This window comes from Paenibacillus auburnensis, from assembly GCF_927798115.1.
GTDB classification, from domain to species: Bacteria; Bacillota; Bacilli; order Paenibacillales; family Paenibacillaceae; genus Paenibacillus_AQ; species Paenibacillus_AQ auburnensis.
The window spans coordinates 1-20418 of record NZ_CAKMMG010000004.1 but is presented as its reverse complement, the minus strand read 5'-3'; the positions used below and the strand labels follow the sequence as shown (position 1 = coordinate 20418).

Here is a 20418-nt window from a genome sequence, read left to right as displayed (position 1 = left end):
ATAATAAAAAAATATCTGGGGGTAAAATTAATTATGAAATTACTCGTTACCGGTGGGGCCGGCTTTATCGGCAGCAACTTCGTAATATACATGCTGCAGCAGCATCCGGAATACAAGATCGTCAACGTGGATGCACTGACGTATGCGGGGAACCTGGAGAATTTGAGGTCTGTAGAAGGCAACCCGAATTATACATTTGCCAAAGCTGACATTACGGATGTGCAGGCGATGGATGCGCTGTTAAGCCAGGGTGTTGACGTAGTGGTCAATTTCGCGGCGGAATCGCATGTGGACCGGAGTATTTTGGAGCCGGATGTGTTTGTGAAGACGAATGTGTTGGGTACGCAGGTGCTTTTGGATGCAGCAAAAAAATACAGCGTAACGAAGTTCGTTCAGGTTTCTACGGATGAAGTATACGGAACACTGGGCGCGACTGGTCTCTTCACCGAAGAAACGCCGTTAACTCCGAACAGCCCTTATTCCGCGAGCAAAGCGGGTGGGGATTTGCTGGTGCGTGCTTACCATGAAACCTTTGGCTTGCCGGTTAATATTACACGCTGTTCCAATAACTATGGCCCGTATCAATTCCCAGAGAAGCTGATTCCGCTGATGATCTCGCGTGCGCTTGCTGATCAGGCGCTGCCGGTGTATGGCGATGGAATGAACATCCGTGACTGGCTGTATGTTGAAGACCACTGCAGTGCAATTGATCTGGTTATTCATGAAGGGGTAAACGGCGAAGTCTATAACATAGGCGGCAATAACGAGCGCACCAATGTGCATATTGTAAAAACAGTGCTTCAGGAGCTGGGTAAACCAGATTCACTGATTACCTATGTTCAGGACCGTCCTGGTCATGACCGCCGCTATGGCATTGATCCAACCAAGATTACAGACGAACTGGGCTGGAAGCCGAAGCATACGTTTGAAACGGGGATTAAAGAAACGATACAGTGGTATTTGAATAACAAGGAATGGTGGACCCGTATCCAGTCCGGAGAATACCAGAAGTATGCCGCGCTTCAATACGGCAGCCGCTTGGGGGATTCGCTGTAATGTCTAACATGAGAGTACTTGTTACAGGTTCAGCCGGCCAGCTGGGGCAGGACCTCGTGCTGCTGTTGCAAAAGCAGGGGCATGAGGTGCTTGGCTGTGACCGTCAGGAAATGGACATTACGGATCTGGATCAGTGTATAGAGGTCACCTCCGGCTTCCGTCCGGATGCAGTCATTCATTGCGCTGCTCATACTGCTGTGGATGCGGCGGAGACCGATATTGATGCAGCTTATGTGATCAATGCTACCGGAAGCCGGAATGTGGCCCTTGCTGCCGAAAGGGCAGGAGCTAAGCTGGTGTACATTAGTACGGATTATGTTTTTGACGGTATGGGCACTCAGCCTTATCATGAATATGATAATACTGATCCTAAGAGCATTTACGGCAAGTCGAAACGGGCTGGAGAAATTCTGGTGCAGTCCCTTTCTTCGAAGTATTTCATTGTTCGCACTTCTTGGGTGTATGGTAAATATGGTAACAACTTCGTGAAAACAATGCTGAAGCTGGGGCAGGAAAAGCCGCTGCTGCAAGTGGTGAATGACCAAACCGGCTCCCCCACCTATACCGTGGATTTGGCTAACTTCCTACTAGAGCTGATCCAAACTGAAAAATATGGTGTGTACCATGCTTCTAATAGTGGGTTTTGCACATGGTATGAGTTTACACAAGCGATTTTTGAAGAGGCTGAAGATATTCTCGGTCTTAAGTTTAATGCTAAGCTTGAACCTTGTGGTACCGAGCAGTTCCCACGTCCGGCTCCGCGCCCGCGGTATTCGGTGATGGAGCATTTGTCTATCCGTACAAATAAATTTGAAGACATTCGCCCTTGGCGAGAGGGGTTAAGGGAGTTTTTATTTGAGATATTAGAAAAATAAAAATGAATTTCTAAAAATATTCATTGCCCGAAAGAATATATAGTACTTATCTTTCGGGCTTTTTATAATGTTTGGAGGAGTAATTTTGAATAATGTGGCTGGAAAACGATTAGTTGGTTTAGATTCATTAAGAGGCATTGCAGCAACGATGATTATTTTCTTTCATGTTCTATATTTAGGAGGATATGCTGAGAAAACAATATTAACACCAGTGGTATCTAAACTGGATATAGGAGTCCGTTTATTTTACGCATTGAGCGCATTCTCTTTATTTTATGGCTATGAAATGAAGATTGATAAGAACGGCGCAATCAAAGACTTCTATGTGGGACGATTTTTTAGAATTGCCCCTCTATTCTATTTATGTATAGTTTTTTATTTATTCGCTTTACCTTTGCTATTTAATGCTGATGTAGCAGAAACTGAAATTTTAGCAGATGTTACATTTATCTTTGGTTTGTTACCAGGTAAACAAGAGAGCATTGTATGGGCTGGATGGTCAATTGGTGTTGAATGGATATTCTATTTTGTATTCCCTTTAATTGTGATGTTGAATAGATCTTTGATGAATACCATAATTATATTTGTTATATCGGCGTTTGTGTTTTATCGGTTTGGTTTTTTTGGTAATGAGCTAAAAAAAATATCTGAATCTGCTTTTGATTTGAATTTTTTTAATCAGTTTATGTTTTTTTCGGCGGGAATAGTTAGCTATAACCTTTATAAAGCGATAGACTTTAATAAAAAGAGTTTTCGCTTGGTTTTTCCAATAGTAAGTATCCCTTTTTTATGGTTATACTTTTTTACTGATATGATTAATAATAGATTTGGTGATGTTTTGATAGCTGTCTGCTTTGTCTTTTTGATACTTTATTTTTCATGTTTTCCACCAAAAATTTTTACTAATCGTTTTTTTATTTCTGTTGGCTTAAGCAGTTTTGGTTTGTATTTAATACATCCAATAGTGCTGATTTTATACATGCAGACAGGTTTTTTACAGAGGGTTCACTTCTCTGAGCACGAAAGTCTATCTTATGTATTAACATTTATTCTCACATTTATTTTGACATTCCTGTTAGCTTACTGCTCATATCATTATTATGAGAGACCTCTAATGAAATTTGGAAAGAGTATTCTTAATAAAAATGCAAACTCTAAATAATAAGAAAATCGTACTTTAATTCTAAAAAAGAAATACTGGAATTCTATGCTTAAAACGATATAGAAAATCATAATATTTATAGTTGTGAGTAGACCTATCAGATGATTTCTTATGAAATATCAGATATAAATCTGCATGATAGCATCAGAATCTGCTAGTTTCTAAGGTATAGTATCTAACTAGCGTAAGTTTGATTGTGCTATAATAATTGTCGATAGATTACTATATTTGTCAGGAGCGTAGTGCAGTGAATGTAGATGTTAGTATATTAATCCTCAATTACAACACATGCCGCCTGACGCTGGACTGCATAAGGTCGGTTTATGAATCGGATACGAACTATTCCTATGAGATCATTTTGATAGACAATCATTCCCATGATGATTCGGTAGAGAAGATTAGCGCAGAATTTCCGGATGTGCTGTTGATCGCCAATTCAGAGAATGTCGGATTCGCCCGCGGCAATAACCAGGGGATGGAGGTTGCTTCCGGACGTTATGTGCTGCTGCTTAATTCCGATACGGTGATCCGCCGGGATACGCTGGAGACCATGGTTTCCTTCATGGACAGCCGTCCGGATCTAGGGGCTTCGGGCTGTAAGGTGATTTTGCCGGATGGTTCGCTGGATAAGGCCTGCAAGAGAGGGTTTCCGACGCCTTCCGCATCGTTCTATTATGCCTTTGGCTTCAGTAAGCTGTTCCCGGACAACCCCAAATTTAATGGATATCAGTTAGGTTACTTAGATCCCGATCAGGCCTACCCCGTTGATTGTTTAGTCGGGGCGTTCATGCTGCTCAGGCGGAAGACGATTGACCAAGTGGGCGGGCTGGATGAAGAGTTTTTTATGTATGGTGAAGATTTGGACTGGTGCTACCGGATTAAAGAAGCCGGCTGGGGAATCTACTACTATCCGCAGACATCGATCATTCATCTGAAGGGCGGCAGTGCGCAGCGCAGGCCGTTTAAGATTGTGTATGAGTTTCATAGAGCGATGATATTATTTCACCGCAAGCATTATAGCAGGCAATACAACAGTATAATTAATGGAACGGTGTATGCCGGAGTGGGTGTGAAATTTATGTTGTCGCTGCTGCGTAATGCGCTGATTATCCCGCGTGCGGTCCCTTCTCCGGCACAGAGCTTAACGGTTTCCGGAGAAGCCGGACCACAGATTGAATCGAAGGCTGAGGTGAGATTATGATCCGCCGTAATCAGAAGTTTTTGACCCAGCTGTATATGGTTACCGACTTTCTGGTGATTCAGCTGTCTTTTCTGGCAGCGTGGTGGCTAAAGTTTAAGAGCGGTTTGCTGGAGTCCTACAATACGCTCCCGGTAGAATCGTATGCTTATTGGAGCATAATGTACGCCGTGATTGCTGTGTTGATCGGGATTGTGCTGTCTCTATATCTGCCGAAGCGCAAGAAACGTTTTGTCGACGAATTCCTCAAGATTTTTCAAGTGCATGTGATGGCTATCTTTATCCTACTAGGCGTAATGTTCTTCCTGAAGGAAATCAATATTTCACGTCAATATCTAGCCATTTATATGGGCTTCAATATTTTATCCATTATGCTGTACCGTTATGTGCTGAAGTCAATGCTGAAGTCGCTGCGGGAAAAAGGCTACAACCGCCAGTTTGTCCTGATTATAGGGGCCGGTACTCTGGGTAAAAGATTCTATAACAATCTCGTGCAATACCCGGAGCTGGGATATGAGACGATCGGCTTCCTGGATGACTACCATAAATGGGACGGTATTGAAGAACAGCGCTTTAAGCCGATTCTGGGTACGGTCGATGAGCTTCCGGGAATGCTTGAGATGCTGCCTGTGGATGAGGTGATCCTGGCGCTTCCGCTGGATGCCCACTCCAAATATCCGGCAATTATTGCCGCCTGCGAAAAAGCGGGTGTGCGGACGCTAATCATCCCTGATTTCTTCGACTATCTGCCGGCACGTCCTTACTTTGACAATTTTGCCGGAATGCCGATGATCAATGTGCGTGATATTCCGCTGGATATGACGGGTAATAAGCTGGCTAAACGGGCGTTTGATATTATATTCTCGCTGTTCGCCATAATTATGATGTCTCCTGTAATGCTGATTGTAGCACTGGGTGTGCGGATTACTTCGCCAGGACCGGTTATCTTCAAGCAGGAGCGGGTAGGACTCAACCGGCGCAACTTTATGATGTACAAATTCCGATCGATGAAGATGCAGACGGATGGGGAAGAGGATACCGGTTGGAGCACGAAGGAGGATCCCCGCCGCACTCGGTTCGGAACCTTTATCCGCCGGACCAGCCTGGATGAGCTCCCGCAGTTCTTTAATGTGCTGCTGGGGCAAATGAGTGTGGTAGGCCCGCGGCCCGAACGTCCGTTTTATGTAGAGCAGTTCCGTGGTGAGATCCCGAAATATATGGTCAAGCATCATGTGCGCCCGGGAATTACCGGCTGGGCACAGAGCAACGGCCTGCGCGGCGATACCTCGATTGAAGAGCGGATCAAGCATGATATTTTCTATATCGAAAACTGGTCGCTGCTGTTTGATATCCGGATTATTGTCAGAACGATCCGCAACGGCTTCAAAAATGCCTATTAATTTTATATCTTCCATAGAAACGGTTGCCATCCTTCTATAAGGCTACAGCCGTTTTTGCTTTTTCTACACTACACCCGGCAAAGGAAACCCACTATTATGGATAAAAGAAAGCTAACAGCGTCAGTCATCATGGTTGCTGCACTTATACTTTTACTCGTGATTACCCTATGGCCTAAGGAAGAAGAACCGGCAACCGGCTTTACAGCGTACCGGATCATTGCCCATGCGATGGGCGGGATTAACGGTCATACGTATACGAATACTCTCGATGCTTTTGTTGCTAATTATGAGCAGGGTAGTAGGCTGTTCGAAACGGATTTACTGCTCACAACAGACAATAAGCTGATTGCCCGTCATGAGTGGACTGGAAATATGAGTAAGCTGCTGGGTCAGCTTGATGTGCTTCCTGCAGCCAAACAAGGAACGGTACTTAGTTACAATGAGGTTATGGATAGTCCTATCCTTGAACTGTATTCTCCGCTCGACATTGATAAGATTATGGATCTGATGATTGCCTACCCGGATGCTTATATTGTGACGGATACAAAGGAGCATGATCCTGAGCTGGTAACCAGACAGTTTAGACTTATTGTTGAAGCTGCTAAGCGCAAAGATCCTTCGCTGCTGGAACGGATTGTTCCGCAAATTTACAGCCGTGATATGCTGGACATAGTAAATAAGGTATATGCTTTTCCAGAGGTGATTTATACTTTGTATCAATCCCAGGATAGTGATGAGCAGGTGCTTGCTTTCGTTAAAGATACGGGAGTGGAGATTACAATGCCGGTTACCAGAGCCTCCAAGAGTTTTGTCCGGAAGCTGAAACAGGCCGGAGCCCGCGTATATGTGCATACGCTCAACGATGAACAGGAGATTACAAAGCTGTCCCGGATGGGTGTGGACGGATTTTATACCGATTTTGTCTCCGAGGATGACTTGGATGGGATTCGGGGATTACGCTAAAGGATCCTAAAAACGCGAAAAAATGTTCGTATTTTTCTCTGCTTTAAATTGACACTCCCCTTTGTGCTGGCATAGACTAGAGTTACGGTTTTTGCGGTGGCGGGAGTGTTTTTGGCTTGGCATAAATAACCTGTGACGATGCTCTATGTAACGCAGGGGATGTCTAGATAAATTGATGAGGATGGACGATGGATGAATGAAATGCGGCAATTAATACAGCCGTGGCGGCATGTATTCAAGTTGGACCCGGACCGTGAGCTCGGTGATCAGGAGCTGGAAGCCATTTGCTGTTCCGGTACTGATGCCATTCTCGTAGGCGGGTCCACTGGCGTTACTTATGAGAATACAACCAAGCTGCTCGCCAGAGTACGGCAGTATGAGCTACCCTGTGCACTGGAGGTTTCAGATCTGGAAGCGGCCGTGCCGGGATTTGATTTATATATGATTCCTATGGTGCTGAACACTTCCGACACGGACTGGATTCTCGGCCACCACCGCAAGGCGATAGAGCGCTTTGGCAGCCTGATCCCGTGGGAGCTGGTGCTGACAGAAGGGTATATTGTCTTGAATGAGGACTCTTCTGTAGCCCGTCTTACGGGCGCGGACAGCCGCTTAAGCGCGCGCGGGGCTGCGGCCTATGCGCAGATTGCGGACAAGCTGATGCAGCTGCCGGTCGTTTACCTGGAATACAGCGGGACATTCGGCCATATGGAGACGGTGCGGGAAGTTAGAGAGACGGTGGAGAACAGCCAGCTTTTTTACGGAGGCGGAATTACCGGCGAGGCTGAGGCGGAGCAGGCGGCTGCCCTTTGTGATACCGTCGTTGTAGGCAATATTATTTACCGGGATGTGCAGCAGGCGCTGCTCACCGTGAGGGCTGTTAAGCAGACACCGAAGATTCAATTGGATTAGCTATATTAAGCTTATATTGGAAAGGAGCATGTCACACATGCAACTTATTAACATACAGGATGCCGTAAGCCGGCTGAATCCTCCACAGCGGCAGGCTGTAGAAACCACCGAAGGACCTCTCCTGATTATGGCCGGAGCGGGCAGTGGTAAGACACGCGTGCTTACCCACCGCATTGCCTGGCTGATTGCGAACCGCAAAGCGCCGCCTTGGGCGATCCTGGCAATTACCTTTACGAATAAAGCAGCCCGCGAAATGCAGGAGCGTGTCTCCAAGCTGGTTGGCCCGGAGGGGCGGGATATCTGGGTATCCACCTTCCACTCGATGTGTGTGCGGATTCTGCGTAAGGATATTGAACGGATCGGGTTCACCTCCAATTTTTCTATTCTTGATTCTACGGACCAATTGTCTGTTATCCGCAACTGCATGAAGGATCTGAATATCGACACCAAGAAGTTTGAGCCCAAAGCAGTGCAGGCGGTAATCAGTACCAACAAGAATGAACTGATCACTCCGGCGCAGTATGAGCAGAAGATCGGCGATTATTTTGAAGGGCTTGTCGCTAAGGTGTATACCAAGTACCAGCAGCGGCTAAGAAGCAACAACTCGCTGGATTTTGACGACTTGATTATGAAGACGATTCAACTATTCAAGGAAGTGCCTGAGGTGCTTGATTTCTACCAGAAGAAATTCAAGTACATTCATGTCGATGAGTATCAGGATACGAACCGGGCGCAGTATATGCTCTGCCGCATGCTTGCGGACAGCCATCACCGGATTTGCGTCGTCGGCGACAGTGACCAGTCCATCTATCGCTGGCGCGGAGCGGATATTACCAACATTCTAAACTTTGAAGAGGATTACCCGGAGGCCAAAACCATTCTGCTGGAGCAGAACTACCGCTCGACCTCCAATATTTTGAACGCCGCCAATGGCGTTATAGCGCTGAACACCGGCCGTAAGCCGAAGAAGCTGTGGACGGATTCGGACGAAGGCCCGAAGATCAAGGTGTTCCGCGGGGATTCCGAGCATGATGAGGGGTATTTTGTTACCGGTGAAATCAGCAAGAACGTTAAGCAGGGGCGAGCCTATCAGAATCATGCAATTCTGTACCGTACCAATGCCCAGTCCCGTGTAATAGAAGAAATTCTGATCAAATCGGATATTCCTTATCAGATTGTCGGCGGGATTAAGTTCTATGACCGTAAAGAAATCAAAGACCTTCTGGCTTATCTGCGTCTCTTGTCTAATCCCGATGACGACATCAGCTTGGCGCGGATTATCAATGTACCTAAGCGCGGTCTGGGAGATACGACGATCGGCAAGCTTGCTGTAGCGGCTGCAGAACGCGGTGTTTCGATATTCCGGGTACTGCAGACGGTGGACGATCTCGGCTTTGCCGGCCGGACGCGGAATGCACTTGTGGAGTTTTATGATATGATCGAAGCGCTGCACCGGATGGTGGAATTCCTGTCGGTAACCGAGCTGACCGAGAAAATTCTGGAGCTGTCGCAATACCGGCTGGAGCTGCAAAATGAGAATACACTCGAATCCCGCTCACGCCTCGAGAATATCGATGAATTCCTGTCGGTGACGATGGAGTTTGAGAAAAATAATGAAGACAAGTCGCTGGTCTCCTTCCTTACTGATCTGGCGCTGATTGCGGATATCGACAGTGTGAATGATGATGAGGAACGCAGCGATGCCGTGGTGCTGATGACGATGCACAGCGCGAAGGGTCTGGAGTTCCCGACAGTCTTCATCATCGGGATGGAAGAGGGGGTATTCCCGCACAGCCGTGCTTTCCAGGACAATGATGAATTGGAAGAGGAACGCCGGCTGGCCTATGTAGGGATTACACGTGCGGAGAAGCAGCTGTTCCTCAGCTGCGCAAGAATGCGCACGCTGTTCGGACGGACGACAGCCAATGCGCCGTCCCGCTTCCTGGAGGAGATTCCGGAGGAGCTGAAGGAAGATACCGTTAAGGAGTCGGACCGCTTCCGGCGCGGAGGCGCGGAGGTTGGCGGTGCCTATGGCGGCCGCGGCTTCAGCGGCGGCGGCCGGGGGAACTTCGGCAGCCGCACTGGCGCTGCCGGGAATGCGCCGGCTGGCGGGCCGAGCACCAGCCTAGGCGGTAGTACCGCGTCCGCTGTGCCTGGCGCAGGACGCGTGACCGTGACGACCGGAGCAGGCGCGCAGCGCGCTATGGGAGGTGCGGCCGCGGCGCCCGGTGACTACAAGGCGGGCGACAAGGTTGCCCACGGCAAATGGGGCACAGGCACCATTGTGTCCGTTAAGGGCAGCGGCAACGATACGGAGCTGCAGATCGCTTTTCCGGCACCGGTCGGCGTGAAGCGGCTGCTTGCCGGGTTTGCCCCGATTACCAAAGTCGAATAATCCGGCCAGGGATAGCGAATGCATTTTTAGAATATAAAGAGTAGTAGATGTGTCATTCACATGCTATAGAACGTGAACTTAAGAATGTGATCTAGCTTCACTACTTCATTCTTAAGTTCATCTTGTAGATATTATCCTTATGACGGAGGGATACGCCCGGATGGACGTTATGCATACCATGGAAGAGCTCGTGGCAGAGCTGAATCAGTACAATTACCACTATTACACCTTGGATGCGCCGCAGATCAGCGACAAGGAATATGATGTGCTCTATGATAAGCTGGTTCAGCTTGAAGCGGAGAGCGGCATTGTGCTCCCTGATTCACCAACCCAGCGTGTTGGAGGCGAGCTGCTGAAGGGATTTACTCCCCACCGGCATCTTGCGCCTTTATGGAGCCTGGATAAGGCGCAGAACATCGAGCAGCTGCGGAGCTGGAATGCCCGGGTACTGAAGCTGGTAAACGATTATAATATGAAGAATCCTGAAAAGCCGCTGCCGGAGCCTTGCTATGCGGTAGAACTGAAATTCGACGGGTTGACCCTTAACCTGACCTATCGTGATGGCGTGCTTGTACAGGCTGCAACCAGAGGTAACGGGGTAACGGGTGAAGGGATTCTCGCTCAGGTGAAGACCATCAAATCGGTTCCGCTCACCATTCCCTTCAAGGAAGGCCTGATTGAAGTCCAGGGTGAAGGAATCATGAACTTGTCCGTGCTGGCTGACTACAATACCCGTGCAGCCGAGCCGCTGAAGAATGCCCGCAACGGAGCTGCAGGTGCACTGCGCAACCTGAACCCGAAGACGACAGCAGACCGTAGGCTGAATGCTTTCTTTTATAATGTGGGTTATGCCGAAGGGGTGCAGTTTGCCGATCATCAGGAGATGATGGCTTTTCTGCGGAACAACCGTTTCAAGGTGAACCCTTACCTCACCTATTTCGATCAGTTCGATGAAGTTACCGAGCAGCTGGCCGAGATTGAAGCGAGCCGGTCCGGTCTTGATTATCTGATCGACGGTGCGGTTATCAAGGTGACCGATTTCCGGATTCGTGAAGCGCTGGGTTACACCGATAAGTTTCCGCGCTGGGCAGTGGCTTACAAGTTCGAGGCGGAAGAAACGACAACCATTTTGGAGTCGGTCAGCTGGAATGTAGGCCGTACCGGCAAAGTCACTCCGCTGGCGCGTGTAGAAGCAGTCGAGCTGGCAGGTGTTACCGTCCAGAACTGTACGCTCAACAATGTAGGAGATATTGAACGCAAAAACCTTAAATATGCGCTGGGGACCCGGGTTTTCATCCGTCGTTCCAATGATGTCATTCCGGAAATTCTCGGCAAGGTAACCGAAGAAAGTGACGGCGGGGAGATTATTTTCCCGGAAAATTGTCCTGCCTGCGGGTTTCCGCTGGAAATGCGCGGAGCGCATCTGTTCTGCAACAACAAGCTGGACTGTAAACCGCAGATTATCAGCCGGATTACCCATTTTGCTTCCCGTGATGCAATGGATATCGAGACGTTCAGCGAGAAGACTGCCGGCCAGCTGCATGAGGAATTAGGTGTACGTGAGCCGGCTGATTTATATGAGCTGACCTTCGAGCAGCTGGTGAAGCTGGACCGCTTCGGGGAGAAGAAGGCAGATAATCTGATCAGAGCGCTGGAGGAGAGCAAGGGGCGTGATCTCGCTTCATTCCTATACGCTCTGGGTATCCCGAATACCGGCAAAGCGACAACCCGGATGCTGGCCGAGCACTACCGCAGTCTGGAAGCTGTAATGAACGCAACAGCAGAGGAGCTCTCGGGTCTGCCGGATATCGGCGGAATTGTCGCCGAGAGCATCGTGAACTTTTTTGCGGATCCGTTTGTGGCTACCAGCATCAACCGTATGCTGAGCCTAGGCGTTGAGGCCAAGGCTCCTGAAGCCCCGCGCCAGGTCAATACCAACTCCTTCTTCAGCGGTAAAACGGTCGTCTTAACCGGTTCGCTGCAGAAGCTGACCCGGGAGGAAGCGGCGGAACGTCTGGAGGCTCTGGGGGCCAAGGTGTCCGGAAGTGTCTCCAAAAAAACAGATCTGGTCATTGCCGGGGAAAAGGCGGGCAGCAAGCTGGCCAAGGCACAGCAGCTCGGTATTCAAGTTATTGAGGATGAAGAAGAACTGATCCGGCTGCTTGAGTTGTAAGCTGGCTAGGATTAGTAAATATACAAATCCACGGACAGAGTCCTGTGATCCCTTCGCTATGCAGCGAAGGGTTGCAGGGCTTTTTTTCATTGTTGAAGTAATATATGAGCAACTGATAATTTAATACAACCCGTTACTTATTTTGACAATTCGTTAACCTTTCCAAGGTAAGCTTGGGTAAGAATCAATATAACCAGGAAGGGGTACACAATGAAGAAGCTTATGAAGGGCATCGTTTTTGGAGGATTGGCTGCAGCTGTAGTTTCGGGGGCAACCCTTGCCGGAGCAGCACAAAGCACAACGAAAGCAGGGGGAACAGCCAAGGCACAGTCTCAAAACCTCATAGTTCTGATTGGCGACGGTATGGGTCCGGCACAAGTTTCTGCGGCAAGATATTTTCAGCAATACACCAAGGGTGTCAATCATCTGAACATCGATCCATATTATGTAGGACAAGCAACTACATATGCAGACCGTGGAGAGGACGGCGGGAAAGTCGTTTCCGGGATCGTCACAGACTCCGCTTCAGCAGGTACTGCATTTGCTACAGGCCATAAAACATACAATGCCGGCATCAGTGTGTCCAACGAGGATGTATCCAAACCGTTTGCCTCCATTATTGAAGCTGCAGAGAGCAGCGGCAAGGCAACCGGGCTTGTAACTACGGCTCGCATCACCCATGCCACACCAGCCGTTTACGCTTCCCATGTCCGCAGCCGCGATAATGAATCAGCGATTGCCTCGCAGTATCTGGAGAGCGGCGTAGATGTCCTCATGGGCGGCGGCAAGCAGTTTTTTGTGACCAAGGATGAGAAGGGCAAACGTACAGACAAGAACATCCTCCCTGATTTTAAAGCCAAAGGATACACTGTGGTCGAGAACACTTCAGCCTTAAATGCGCTCACCTCCAAAAACACCAAGGTTCTGGGCCTGTTCGGCAGCTCGCATGTTGCCTATGTTCCGGATCGTACGGCGGAAATTCCGAGCCTGGCGGCAATGACCTCCAAAGCGCTGAATATTTTGTCTACGGATAAAGACGGCTTTGTCATGATGATTGAAGGCGGTCGTATCGACCATGCCGGTCATGCTAACGATCTTCCTACACTTGTTCAGGAGACACTCGACTTTGATGCTGCATTTAAGACGGCGATTGAATTTGCGAAGAAAAACGGCAACACTTCCGTGGTAGTTACAGCAGACCATGAAACAGGCGGCCTGTCCCTCTCCCGCGACAATATCTACGAAATCAACATCGATTTGTGGAACAAGCAAAAGCACTCCTCCGAAAGCCTAGCAGCAAGTCTTGAGGCAGCGCAGACACCGGAAGAGATCCGCAGTATCGTAACGGCGAATACATGGATTACAGATCTTTCCGATGAGGAAGTTACCCAGATTATGAATGGCGACGGTTCCTCTTATAAACGTGAAGGCGCGTATAATGCAGTGATTTCGAAGCGACTCCTGGTAGGCTGGTCTGGTCATGGGCACTCTGCAGTGGATGTCGGAATCTGGGCGTATGGTCCAATCGCAGACAAGGTGAAGGGTCAGGTGGACAACACGCAAATTGCAAAAGCGGGCGCAGGCATCCTGGGTCTGAATTTGGAGAAGAGCTCAGCAGAGCTGCAGTCCAAATATTTGTATCCTAAGTTTAAAGTCAGCCGTGACAACGAGGTACTCTATCCGGCCGGGGCACTGGCCAAAGCACTTGGGGGAACTTACAAAGGGGATACAGCTACTGTGAAGCTGAGCCTTGCGAAGAATACCATTGAGGTTAACCTGACGGACAAAACAGCCAAGCTGAACGGCAAAACAGCAGCTTATACAATTGATGTTGATAATGGCGTACTGTATCTCCCGCTCAACGCATTCAGTCAGCTGAAGGGCACAACCTTAACCTGGGATGCTTTGTCCGAACGGATCATATTGAGATAGGAGTGGCCTGATTGCTCCAAATTCGAGATTTGAAGAAACAATTTAAAGTCGACGGAAGAGTTGTGCGGATCCTGGATATACCCGAGTGGACAGTAGAAAAAGGAGAGCGTGTAGCCATTACCGGACCCAGCGGGTCCGGTAAAAGCACGCTTCTGCATCTGGTTAGCGGAATCCTGCGGGCAGACAGCGGTGAAATAGTGGTGAACGGCCAGCCGCTTCACAGTTTGGCAGAGGCGAAGCGCGATGCCTTCCGTGCTTCCTCTATCGGCTATGTGCTACAAGACTTTCATCTCATTCCTTCACTGACAGCCAGGCAGAATGTTGAGATTGCGATGAATTCCCGGCTTTCGCGCAAGGAGAGAAAACAGGTGGTTGACTATTGGCTGGAGCAGGTGGGGCTCTCCGATAGAGGCCAGCATCTGCCGTCGCAGCTGTCACGCGGCCAGCAGCAGCGGGTCGCGATTGTACGGGCACTGGTTAATCAGCCGCCGCTTCTGCTGGCGGATGAGCCTACAGGCAGTCTGGATTGGGAGACAGCGGACGAGATTTCCTCGCTTTTGCTGGATTTAAGCGAAGCCCATGGACATACCTTAATCGTTGTAACTCACGACCTTAACATGGCGGACCGCTTTCCGCACTGTCTGAACATTCAGGATATCAATCAAGTGCGCCGTGAGGCATCACCTGAGCAGAGGGTTCTCCGCGTGAAAAGAGAAGAGGTAACGATATGAGTCTGTTCAGACTGACTCTCCGGAACGTGCTGCACCGGCAGTTCTTATCCTTGCTTACCGTATGTGCGGTTGCCATTACGGTTGCTTTTATTGTTCTGCTGACTTTGTCCCGTGAGAGCGTGGAGCAGGGTGCCAAAAAAGGCTATGGTCCATTTGACCTTGTCATTGGCGCTGCAGGCAGTGAGACTCAGCTTGTGCTAAATACCTTTTACCATATCGGTGCGCCAACCGGAAATATTCCGCTTGCCGTTTTGGATCAGGCGAAGCAGGATAAATCCGTCGATCAGGCCTTTGCCATGACAACAGGTGACAATTTCAAGGGGTTCCCGATCGTCGGGATGGATTCCGGTTATTTCTTTACCCGCTATGGGGACAGCAAGCTGCAGGAAGGTGTTATGTATAACCGTACCGGTGAAACCATTGTTGGCGCGTATGTCGCCGAGTCTCTGGGACTGAAGGTAGGCGATACCTTTTCGGGGGCGCACGGGCTTGTGCAGGAAGAGGCCCACGAATCAGCAGAAGCAGAGCATGGAGAGAATCATGTGGCTGGAGAGCACGATGAAGAACATGATGAAGAACATGCCCATGAGAGCTTCCACTACACCGTAGCAGGCATTCTCCCTGAACTCCACACCCCGGATGACCGTGCCGTATTTACAACCGTGGACTACGCCTGGGCCGTACATGAACTTGCACCTGAGGATCGGGAGATTACGGCGGTGCTGGTCAAACCGGCCAGTCTGTTGGGGGCACACGATCTGAAGCAGGCACTCGATGGAAGCAATGGGGTTCAGGCGGCTTATACAAGCAAGGCGGTCTCAGATGTACTGAATGCGGTAGATCAGGGATCCAGGCTTCTAAGCGTGCTGACGGCTATCTGTGTGCTGCTGGCCGGCATTGCGATTTTGTTGTCTCTGATTGCAGCTGTCGGGGAGCGTACCAAGGATGTAGGACTTTTACGTCTTCTCGGAAAATCCAGGGCTTATGTATGGCTGACATTAACCAGCGAAGGTCTTCTGGTGACGGCTGCCGGACTCATATTCGGTCTGCTGCTCGGCCATCTCGGAGCTTATCTGCTGAAGGATGCGTTATTCGCACAGGCAGGTATCCAGATAGAGCCTTATCATTGGACACCGGAGCATTGGCTCATTGTTGCAGGCGCGCTCTCCATAGGTTTGCTGTCCTCGTTGGGACCGGCCTTCCGGATGTACCGGATGCATCCGCTCGCTTTGTTCAAATCATAGGAGGGACATACACTTGATACGATTACAGGGAAGACTGATCCTGATGTCGGCAGCCGTTATCTGTATGCTGCTGCTTCAGGCATGCGGTCAGGACAAGGCAGATGAAGGCAGCGGAGAATCCTTTGCTGCCGTGGCAGAAGCTTCAGGCGGCTCTGACATATTGGCGGCTGCTAAGGAGACTGCTGCTCCGCAAGCTTCTGCAGAAGTCTCTCCTGCGGCGGAGAACTCTCCGGCAGTAGAAACCGCGCCTGTCACTCCCGGCCCTGCCAAAGCTGAGGCTCAAGCTGCAGTGCCATCCGAAGCCACAGCTACAGCCGCTGAAAACAATGTGCCGGCTACGTCCAAGCCTTCGGCTAAACCTTTTACATCTGCAGCGGCCGTTACACAGAAGCCTGCCAAGAAGATTGCAGGCTCAATCCCTGGCGCTACATCTTCTGCTCCTACATATGGTGCTAATTCGGCAGAGGCCAAGGATGCGGGGAAGGACAGCACCGAAACGGAATCTGCGAAAGCTAGCTCCGTCACGGTAGCGAGCCCGTCCCAGCCTGCAAATGTGCCGAAGCAAGAAGTGGGATCTTCCGCAGGGAATACAAACATTGATTGGAACGGTTTTTTTGACGGCAGTGACCAGACCCGCCCCTCTGAGCGTTTCTGGGATCTTACCGGCAGCAAGGTTACGATAAAAGGCTTTATGGGTGAAGTCCTTTCCTTTGAGAAGAACTGGTTTCTGCTCATTCCGGAGCCGGGTGCAGAATGCCCGTTCGATAACGGCGATGAGACCTACTGGAACAAGATTATGATTGTGTTTGTGCCTGAAGGAAGCAAGCTGCGCTATACCTCGGGCCCTTTGGAAATTTCGGGACGCCTGGATGTCGGAATCAAGATTGACGAGTCAGGCTACAAAACCATGTTCCGCCTGTACGATGCGTCCTTTAAAAGCCTATAATACTCAAACTATAAAAGCCTTCTTGCCCCTGACGGGAAAGAAGGCTTTTGTGCATTTCAAACTACGCAAATGAAGCTCGCAGCAGTTATACCCGTTTCGCACCGGGCACCCAGGCGTCCTTATCATAACCCCGCTGTTCCCAGTATCCGACATGATCTTCTTCGATTAACTCGATCCGGTTCAGCCATTTGACTGATTTGTAAGCATACATTTGCGGAGTAATCAGGCGTACCGGTCCACCCAGCTGATTAGGGATGGGCTGCCCGTCATGCATAACCGCTACCATCACGTCCTCCATCCGGGCTTGAGCAAGCGTAAGAGAGTCGGTATAAACACCGTCGCCGGAATAGAACTTAACTGTAGAGGCTTTGTTTTGTACGCCGGCCATATCGAGCAGTTTGTAGAGAGGGAGGCCCTCCCATGTGTTTTTATAGACGGACCAGCCGGTGACGCAGTGAAAATCACTGACCTGCACCTCACGCTGCAGCTTGACGAACTCTTCCCAGTTCCAGGTGAAGGTCTTATCTACCAGACCGTTGATTGTAAACGACCAGTTGGAGTTATCGAAGGCGGGAATGTCCGTTACGGTATACACCCGGAAGTTCCCCTCGGCACCGCCGCCTATCGGCGGGGAGGAGTCAGCCAGCGGCACGGGATCCGGTAGCAGGGCATTGGCGTTATTGGCGGCATAGTCTGCAGACCCGGGAAGCTGAAGCGACTTGCCGATCCACCTCACAAAGGTGGGGCCGACCGTTATCGCGAGACCGGCTCCCACTGCAAGCTTAATGAATCCGCGCCGCGTATACACAGGCTGGGGTCCACCGGTAGCCGCAGGACGTTGCTGCCCGCCCGAAGCGCCCCCATTCTTGCCAGTATCCAGTTCAGGGACGACAGAACGCTTCTTAGGCTCCTTCAGCCATTTAACCCGGGTAATGGAGTGATAGATAATCACAGGAAGCCCAATCCAGGTGAGGAGGTCATGGACCAAAAGCGCCATATTGGCGGCCCTAGGTCCGGCAAGTCTGAATTGCCACAGCACAATACCGGATACAATCCAGCCGACAAGGAGAATGAGCACGAAGATTACGTTTGTCTTTTGGGCGGTTTTTCCCTGGAGCCTCTTCCAATGCTTGGCGGCGAGCAGCAAATAATAAATGACCGGAATAAGCAGAACCAGTCCAAAAGCGATATGAGCCCATTTTAGCCACACTCTGCCTTCGCCCAGCAATTCTCGCCAGAAGCCGCCCACCAGCAGCAGTCCGCTCAGAGCCAGAAACAGCACCAGCCATGCATTCCACATATGAATCGAGACCAGCTTTTTTCCGTACCCTTTGCGGATATTTCCCAATATCTTGTTCAAGCGTTATCCCTCCTCAAGCCTCCGGAGCTGTATTGGTTATTTCAAGTTTGAATTAATTGTACCGCAAAAAACAGCGGTTGAATAATTTTCCTATTCAGCAGGCCTGCCGCCGATTTAGAATGTGCCAAAAAGCCCATCAATCCCGGTTTTGAGAAGGATGGGCCTTATAAGGTAACTTGTAAAAAGAAGATTCGCAGCTATTCAGCCGCCCATTGCTCCAGCTTTTTATCACCAGGCAGCAGGAGCGCAAGTAGACCGAGCAGCGGAAGGAAACCGCAGGCTACGAATACTGTTGTGATGCCAATCCGGTCAATGAGCTCACCGATTACTACAGAGCCGATGCCGCCAAGTCCAAAAGCCAGACCGGTAATAAGCCCTGAGACTGTGCCGATATTGCCAGGGTACAGCATCTGCGCATAGATTACTGTTACCGAAAAGCTGGACAGCAGTACAAAGCCGGAGATTACGAGAAGAACTGCAGCCCAGAAATGATTCACAAAAGGCAGCGCAAGCGCAAACGGCACCGTACCTACCATGGAGATCAGAATAAGATTACGCCGTCCGAAACGGTCAGCAAGCGGGCCGCCAAAAAAAGTACCAACGGCTCCTGCTGCTAGATATATAAAGATGTAGACTTGGGCATCATCCAGCTTCATTCCGTAATTATCCATTAAGTAGAAAGCATAATATCCGCCGATGGAGGCGCCATACCAGGAACGGACAAATACGATAAAGACGAGAATAACTGTGGCAAGCAGGATGCTTTTACGGCGGGCGGGATCAATTGTGCCTCCGGAGGACTTTTTACGGAACGTGTACCCGGCATTCAGCATTTCACGGTACCACCTGGCCACATAGGTCTGAACGGCGATTCCGGCAGCGGCGAAAACCGTGAACCCGAGCGCACCAATCTGTCCGAATGGAATGAACACCCACTTCATGAGCAAAGGTCCTAACGATTGTCCGGCGTTACCGCCTACCTGGAAGATCGACTGGGAGAGTCCTTTGCGCTGGCCTGCCGCCATGTGAGCGACGCGCATCCCTTCCGGGTGGAAGGCTGCCGACCCGAACCCTACGAGCATGACAGAGAAGATTACCAGAGCATAATTGTTTGCAAAAGCTAAAAGGAACACCCCGGCGAACGTACAGCACATGCCAAGCGGCAGGAGGATCGGGCGGGGTTTGCGGTCGGCCGCATAACCGATCACCGGCTGGATCACCGAAGAGGTGATGTTTAAGGCAAAAGCAATCCAGCCCACCTGGCTGAAGGACAACAGCAGATTATCCTTTAGCGTAGGAAACATTGCCGGAATAAGCGCCTGAATGGAATCATTGAATAAATGAACAAAGCTGACAGCCAGCAGAATCCTGTAGATGGTGGCCTGCTGCAGATTGCGTTGCTCCTGGACTTCCAAAACAGGCGAGGGAGTGTCCGCGGGATAGTTACTATTACTGTTCATCTGAACTCCTTTCCAAGCTGATAATAATAGGAACGAATCTGAGGGGATTCAATAAATCCTATTTTAGCCACAACTAAAGCGTTATGGAACTCAATTTGTGCCCCGGATAGGCCAAATATACACCGGATTATTATTTTGCAAAAAAAGCTTGCAAACATCAGCCCAGCATGATATATTATCTCTTGTGCTTATGAGACATCAACGCCGAGTGATTGGCTGAGAAAAAAATAAGTTGACAAGTAATAAAGAAACATGATATGATCTAATTCCTGTGCGAGAGACTAAAGTTGAAACGCCGGGAGCAAGTTCTTTGAAAACTGAACAAATGGAACGCGTTAATTTTTACAAGATTCATTTAATGAATCGTCAGTTTCAAAATGAGCAATCGCTCTTTCTAAATATCAATTTGGAGAGTTTGATCCTGGCTCAGGACGAACGCTGGCGGCGTGCCTAATACATGCAAGTCGAGCGGAGCTTATCCTTCGGGATGAGCTTAGCGGCGGACGGGTGAGTAACACGTAGGCAACCTACCCCTCAGACTGGGATAACTACCGGAAACGGTAGCTAATACCGGATAATTCCTTTTCTCTCATGAGAAGAGGATGAAAGGC

Annotated in this window: 15 protein-coding genes and 1 rRNA gene; 14 read left to right on the top strand and 2 right to left on the bottom strand. The window is 49.6% G+C overall.

Annotated elements, in window-relative coordinates:
• The first annotated feature begins 33 nt into the window (after positions 1-33).
• The 13 genes from rfbB to L6H70_RS15740 all read left to right on the top strand — a co-directional run bounded on the left by rfbB (position 34) and on the right by L6H70_RS15740 (position 16987).
• A complete protein-coding gene (gene rfbB, locus L6H70_RS15800) occupies positions 34-1056 on the top strand; it encodes a dTDP-glucose 4,6-dehydratase (RefSeq protein ID WP_236334772.1) in 1023 nt (340 codons plus the stop codon).
• A gap of 8 nt (positions 1057-1064) precedes the next feature.
• Positions 1065-1931: a dTDP-4-dehydrorhamnose reductase gene (gene rfbD / locus L6H70_RS15795; RefSeq protein WP_236335173.1), complete on the top strand. Its 867-nt coding sequence runs from the start codon at positions 1065-1067 to the stop codon at positions 1929-1931.
• A gap of 94 nt (positions 1932-2025) precedes the next feature.
• Complete coding sequence (locus tag L6H70_RS15790; protein ID WP_236335171.1) at positions 2026-3093, top strand: acyltransferase family protein; 1068 nt, start codon at positions 2026-2028, stop codon at positions 3091-3093.
• Between the two features lie 247 nt (positions 3094-3340).
• Entirely contained in the window at positions 3341-4294 is a 954-nt protein-coding gene (locus tag L6H70_RS15785; protein WP_236334770.1) for a glycosyltransferase family 2 protein, read from the top strand.
• Positions 4291-5691, top strand: a complete 1401-nt coding sequence (locus L6H70_RS15780; protein WP_236334768.1) for an undecaprenyl-phosphate glucose phosphotransferase — start codon at positions 4291-4293, stop codon at positions 5689-5691. The genes L6H70_RS15785 and L6H70_RS15780 overlap by 4 nt, the downstream gene beginning before the upstream one ends.
• Before the next feature lie 96 nt (positions 5692-5787).
• Positions 5788-6654 (top strand): phosphatidylinositol-specific phospholipase C/glycerophosphodiester phosphodiesterase family protein, encoded by an 867-nt coding sequence (locus L6H70_RS15775; RefSeq protein WP_236334765.1) that lies wholly within the window; start codon positions 5788-5790, stop codon positions 6652-6654.
• A 201-nt stretch (positions 6655-6855) separates the two neighbouring features.
• On the top strand, positions 6856-7566 hold the full coding sequence (gene pcrB, locus L6H70_RS15770) for a heptaprenylglyceryl phosphate synthase (RefSeq protein ID WP_236335170.1): 711 nt from the start codon (positions 6856-6858) through the stop codon (positions 7564-7566).
• A gap of 37 nt (positions 7567-7603) precedes the next feature.
• Entirely contained in the window at positions 7604-9961 is a 2358-nt protein-coding gene (gene pcrA, locus L6H70_RS15765) for a DNA helicase PcrA (RefSeq protein WP_236334763.1), read from the top strand.
• A 160-nt stretch (positions 9962-10121) separates the two neighbouring features.
• Positions 10122-12134: an NAD-dependent DNA ligase LigA gene (gene ligA / locus L6H70_RS15760; protein WP_236334760.1), complete on the top strand. Its 2013-nt coding sequence runs from the start codon at positions 10122-10124 to the stop codon at positions 12132-12134.
• Between the two features lie 210 nt (positions 12135-12344).
• A complete protein-coding gene (locus L6H70_RS15755) occupies positions 12345-14066 on the top strand; it encodes an alkaline phosphatase (RefSeq protein WP_236334758.1) in 1722 nt (573 codons plus the stop codon).
• 29 nt (positions 14067-14095) lie between these two features.
• Positions 14096-14797, top strand: coding sequence for an ABC transporter ATP-binding protein (locus tag L6H70_RS15750; protein WP_236334756.1), 702 nt, complete (start codon positions 14096-14098; stop codon positions 14795-14797).
• Positions 14794-16041 carry an ABC transporter permease gene (locus L6H70_RS15745; protein ID WP_236334754.1) on the top strand — a complete coding sequence of 416 codons (1248 nt, stop codon included), beginning with the start codon at positions 14794-14796 and terminating at the stop codon, positions 16039-16041. Before L6H70_RS15750 ends, L6H70_RS15745 begins: the two co-directional genes overlap by 4 nt.
• A gap of 13 nt (positions 16042-16054) precedes the next feature.
• The gene (locus L6H70_RS15740) at positions 16055-16987 is read left to right on the top strand and encodes a hypothetical protein (RefSeq protein WP_236334752.1); all 933 of its coding nucleotides are present in this window, start codon (positions 16055-16057) and stop codon (positions 16985-16987) included.
• Between the two features lie 85 nt (positions 16988-17072).
• On the opposite strand, the gene L6H70_RS15735 is transcribed toward L6H70_RS15740, so the two are convergent.
• Positions 17073-18347 (bottom strand): molybdopterin-dependent oxidoreductase, encoded by a 1275-nt coding sequence (locus L6H70_RS15735; protein WP_236334750.1) that lies wholly within the window; start codon positions 18345-18347, stop codon positions 17073-17075.
• A 197-nt stretch (positions 18348-18544) separates the two neighbouring features.
• Entirely contained in the window at positions 18545-19807 is a 1263-nt protein-coding gene (locus L6H70_RS15730) for an MFS transporter (protein ID WP_236334748.1), read from the bottom strand.
• A 403-nt stretch (positions 19808-20210) separates the two neighbouring features.
• Between L6H70_RS15730 and L6H70_RS15725 the strand changes: the two genes are divergently transcribed.
• Positions 20211-20418: ribosomal RNA gene (locus L6H70_RS15725) — 16S ribosomal RNA — on the top strand; the annotation flags it as partial.

What these genes read in the sequence shown, in the direction of transcription:
- L6H70_RS15780 (WP_236334768.1), top strand. Translation starts at nt 4,291, where the DNA reads ATGATCCGCCGTAATCAGAAGTTTTTGACCCAGCTGTATATGGTTACC.
- L6H70_RS15775 (WP_236334765.1), top strand. Translation starts at nt 5,788, where the DNA reads ATGGATAAAAGAAAGCTAACAGCGTCAGTCATCATGGTTGCTGCACTT.
- L6H70_RS15745 (WP_236334754.1), top strand. Translation starts at nt 14,794, where the DNA reads ATGAGTCTGTTCAGACTGACTCTCCGGAACGTGCTGCACCGGCAGTTC.
- pcrA (WP_236334763.1), top strand. Translation starts at nt 7,604, where the DNA reads ATGCAACTTATTAACATACAGGATGCCGTAAGCCGGCTGAATCCTCCA.
- L6H70_RS15730 (WP_236334748.1), bottom strand. Translation starts at nt 19,807, where the DNA reads ATGAACAGTAATAGTAACTATCCCGCGGACACTCCCTCGCCTGTTTTG.
- L6H70_RS15755 (WP_236334758.1), top strand. Translation starts at nt 12,345, where the DNA reads ATGAAGAAGCTTATGAAGGGCATCGTTTTTGGAGGATTGGCTGCAGCT.
- pcrB (WP_236335170.1), top strand. Translation starts at nt 6,856, where the DNA reads ATGCGGCAATTAATACAGCCGTGGCGGCATGTATTCAAGTTGGACCCG.
- ligA (WP_236334760.1), top strand. Translation starts at nt 10,122, where the DNA reads ATGGACGTTATGCATACCATGGAAGAGCTCGTGGCAGAGCTGAATCAG.
- rfbD (WP_236335173.1), top strand. Translation starts at nt 1,065, where the DNA reads ATGAGAGTACTTGTTACAGGTTCAGCCGGCCAGCTGGGGCAGGACCTC.
- rfbB (WP_236334772.1), top strand. Translation starts at nt 34, where the DNA reads ATGAAATTACTCGTTACCGGTGGGGCCGGCTTTATCGGCAGCAACTTC.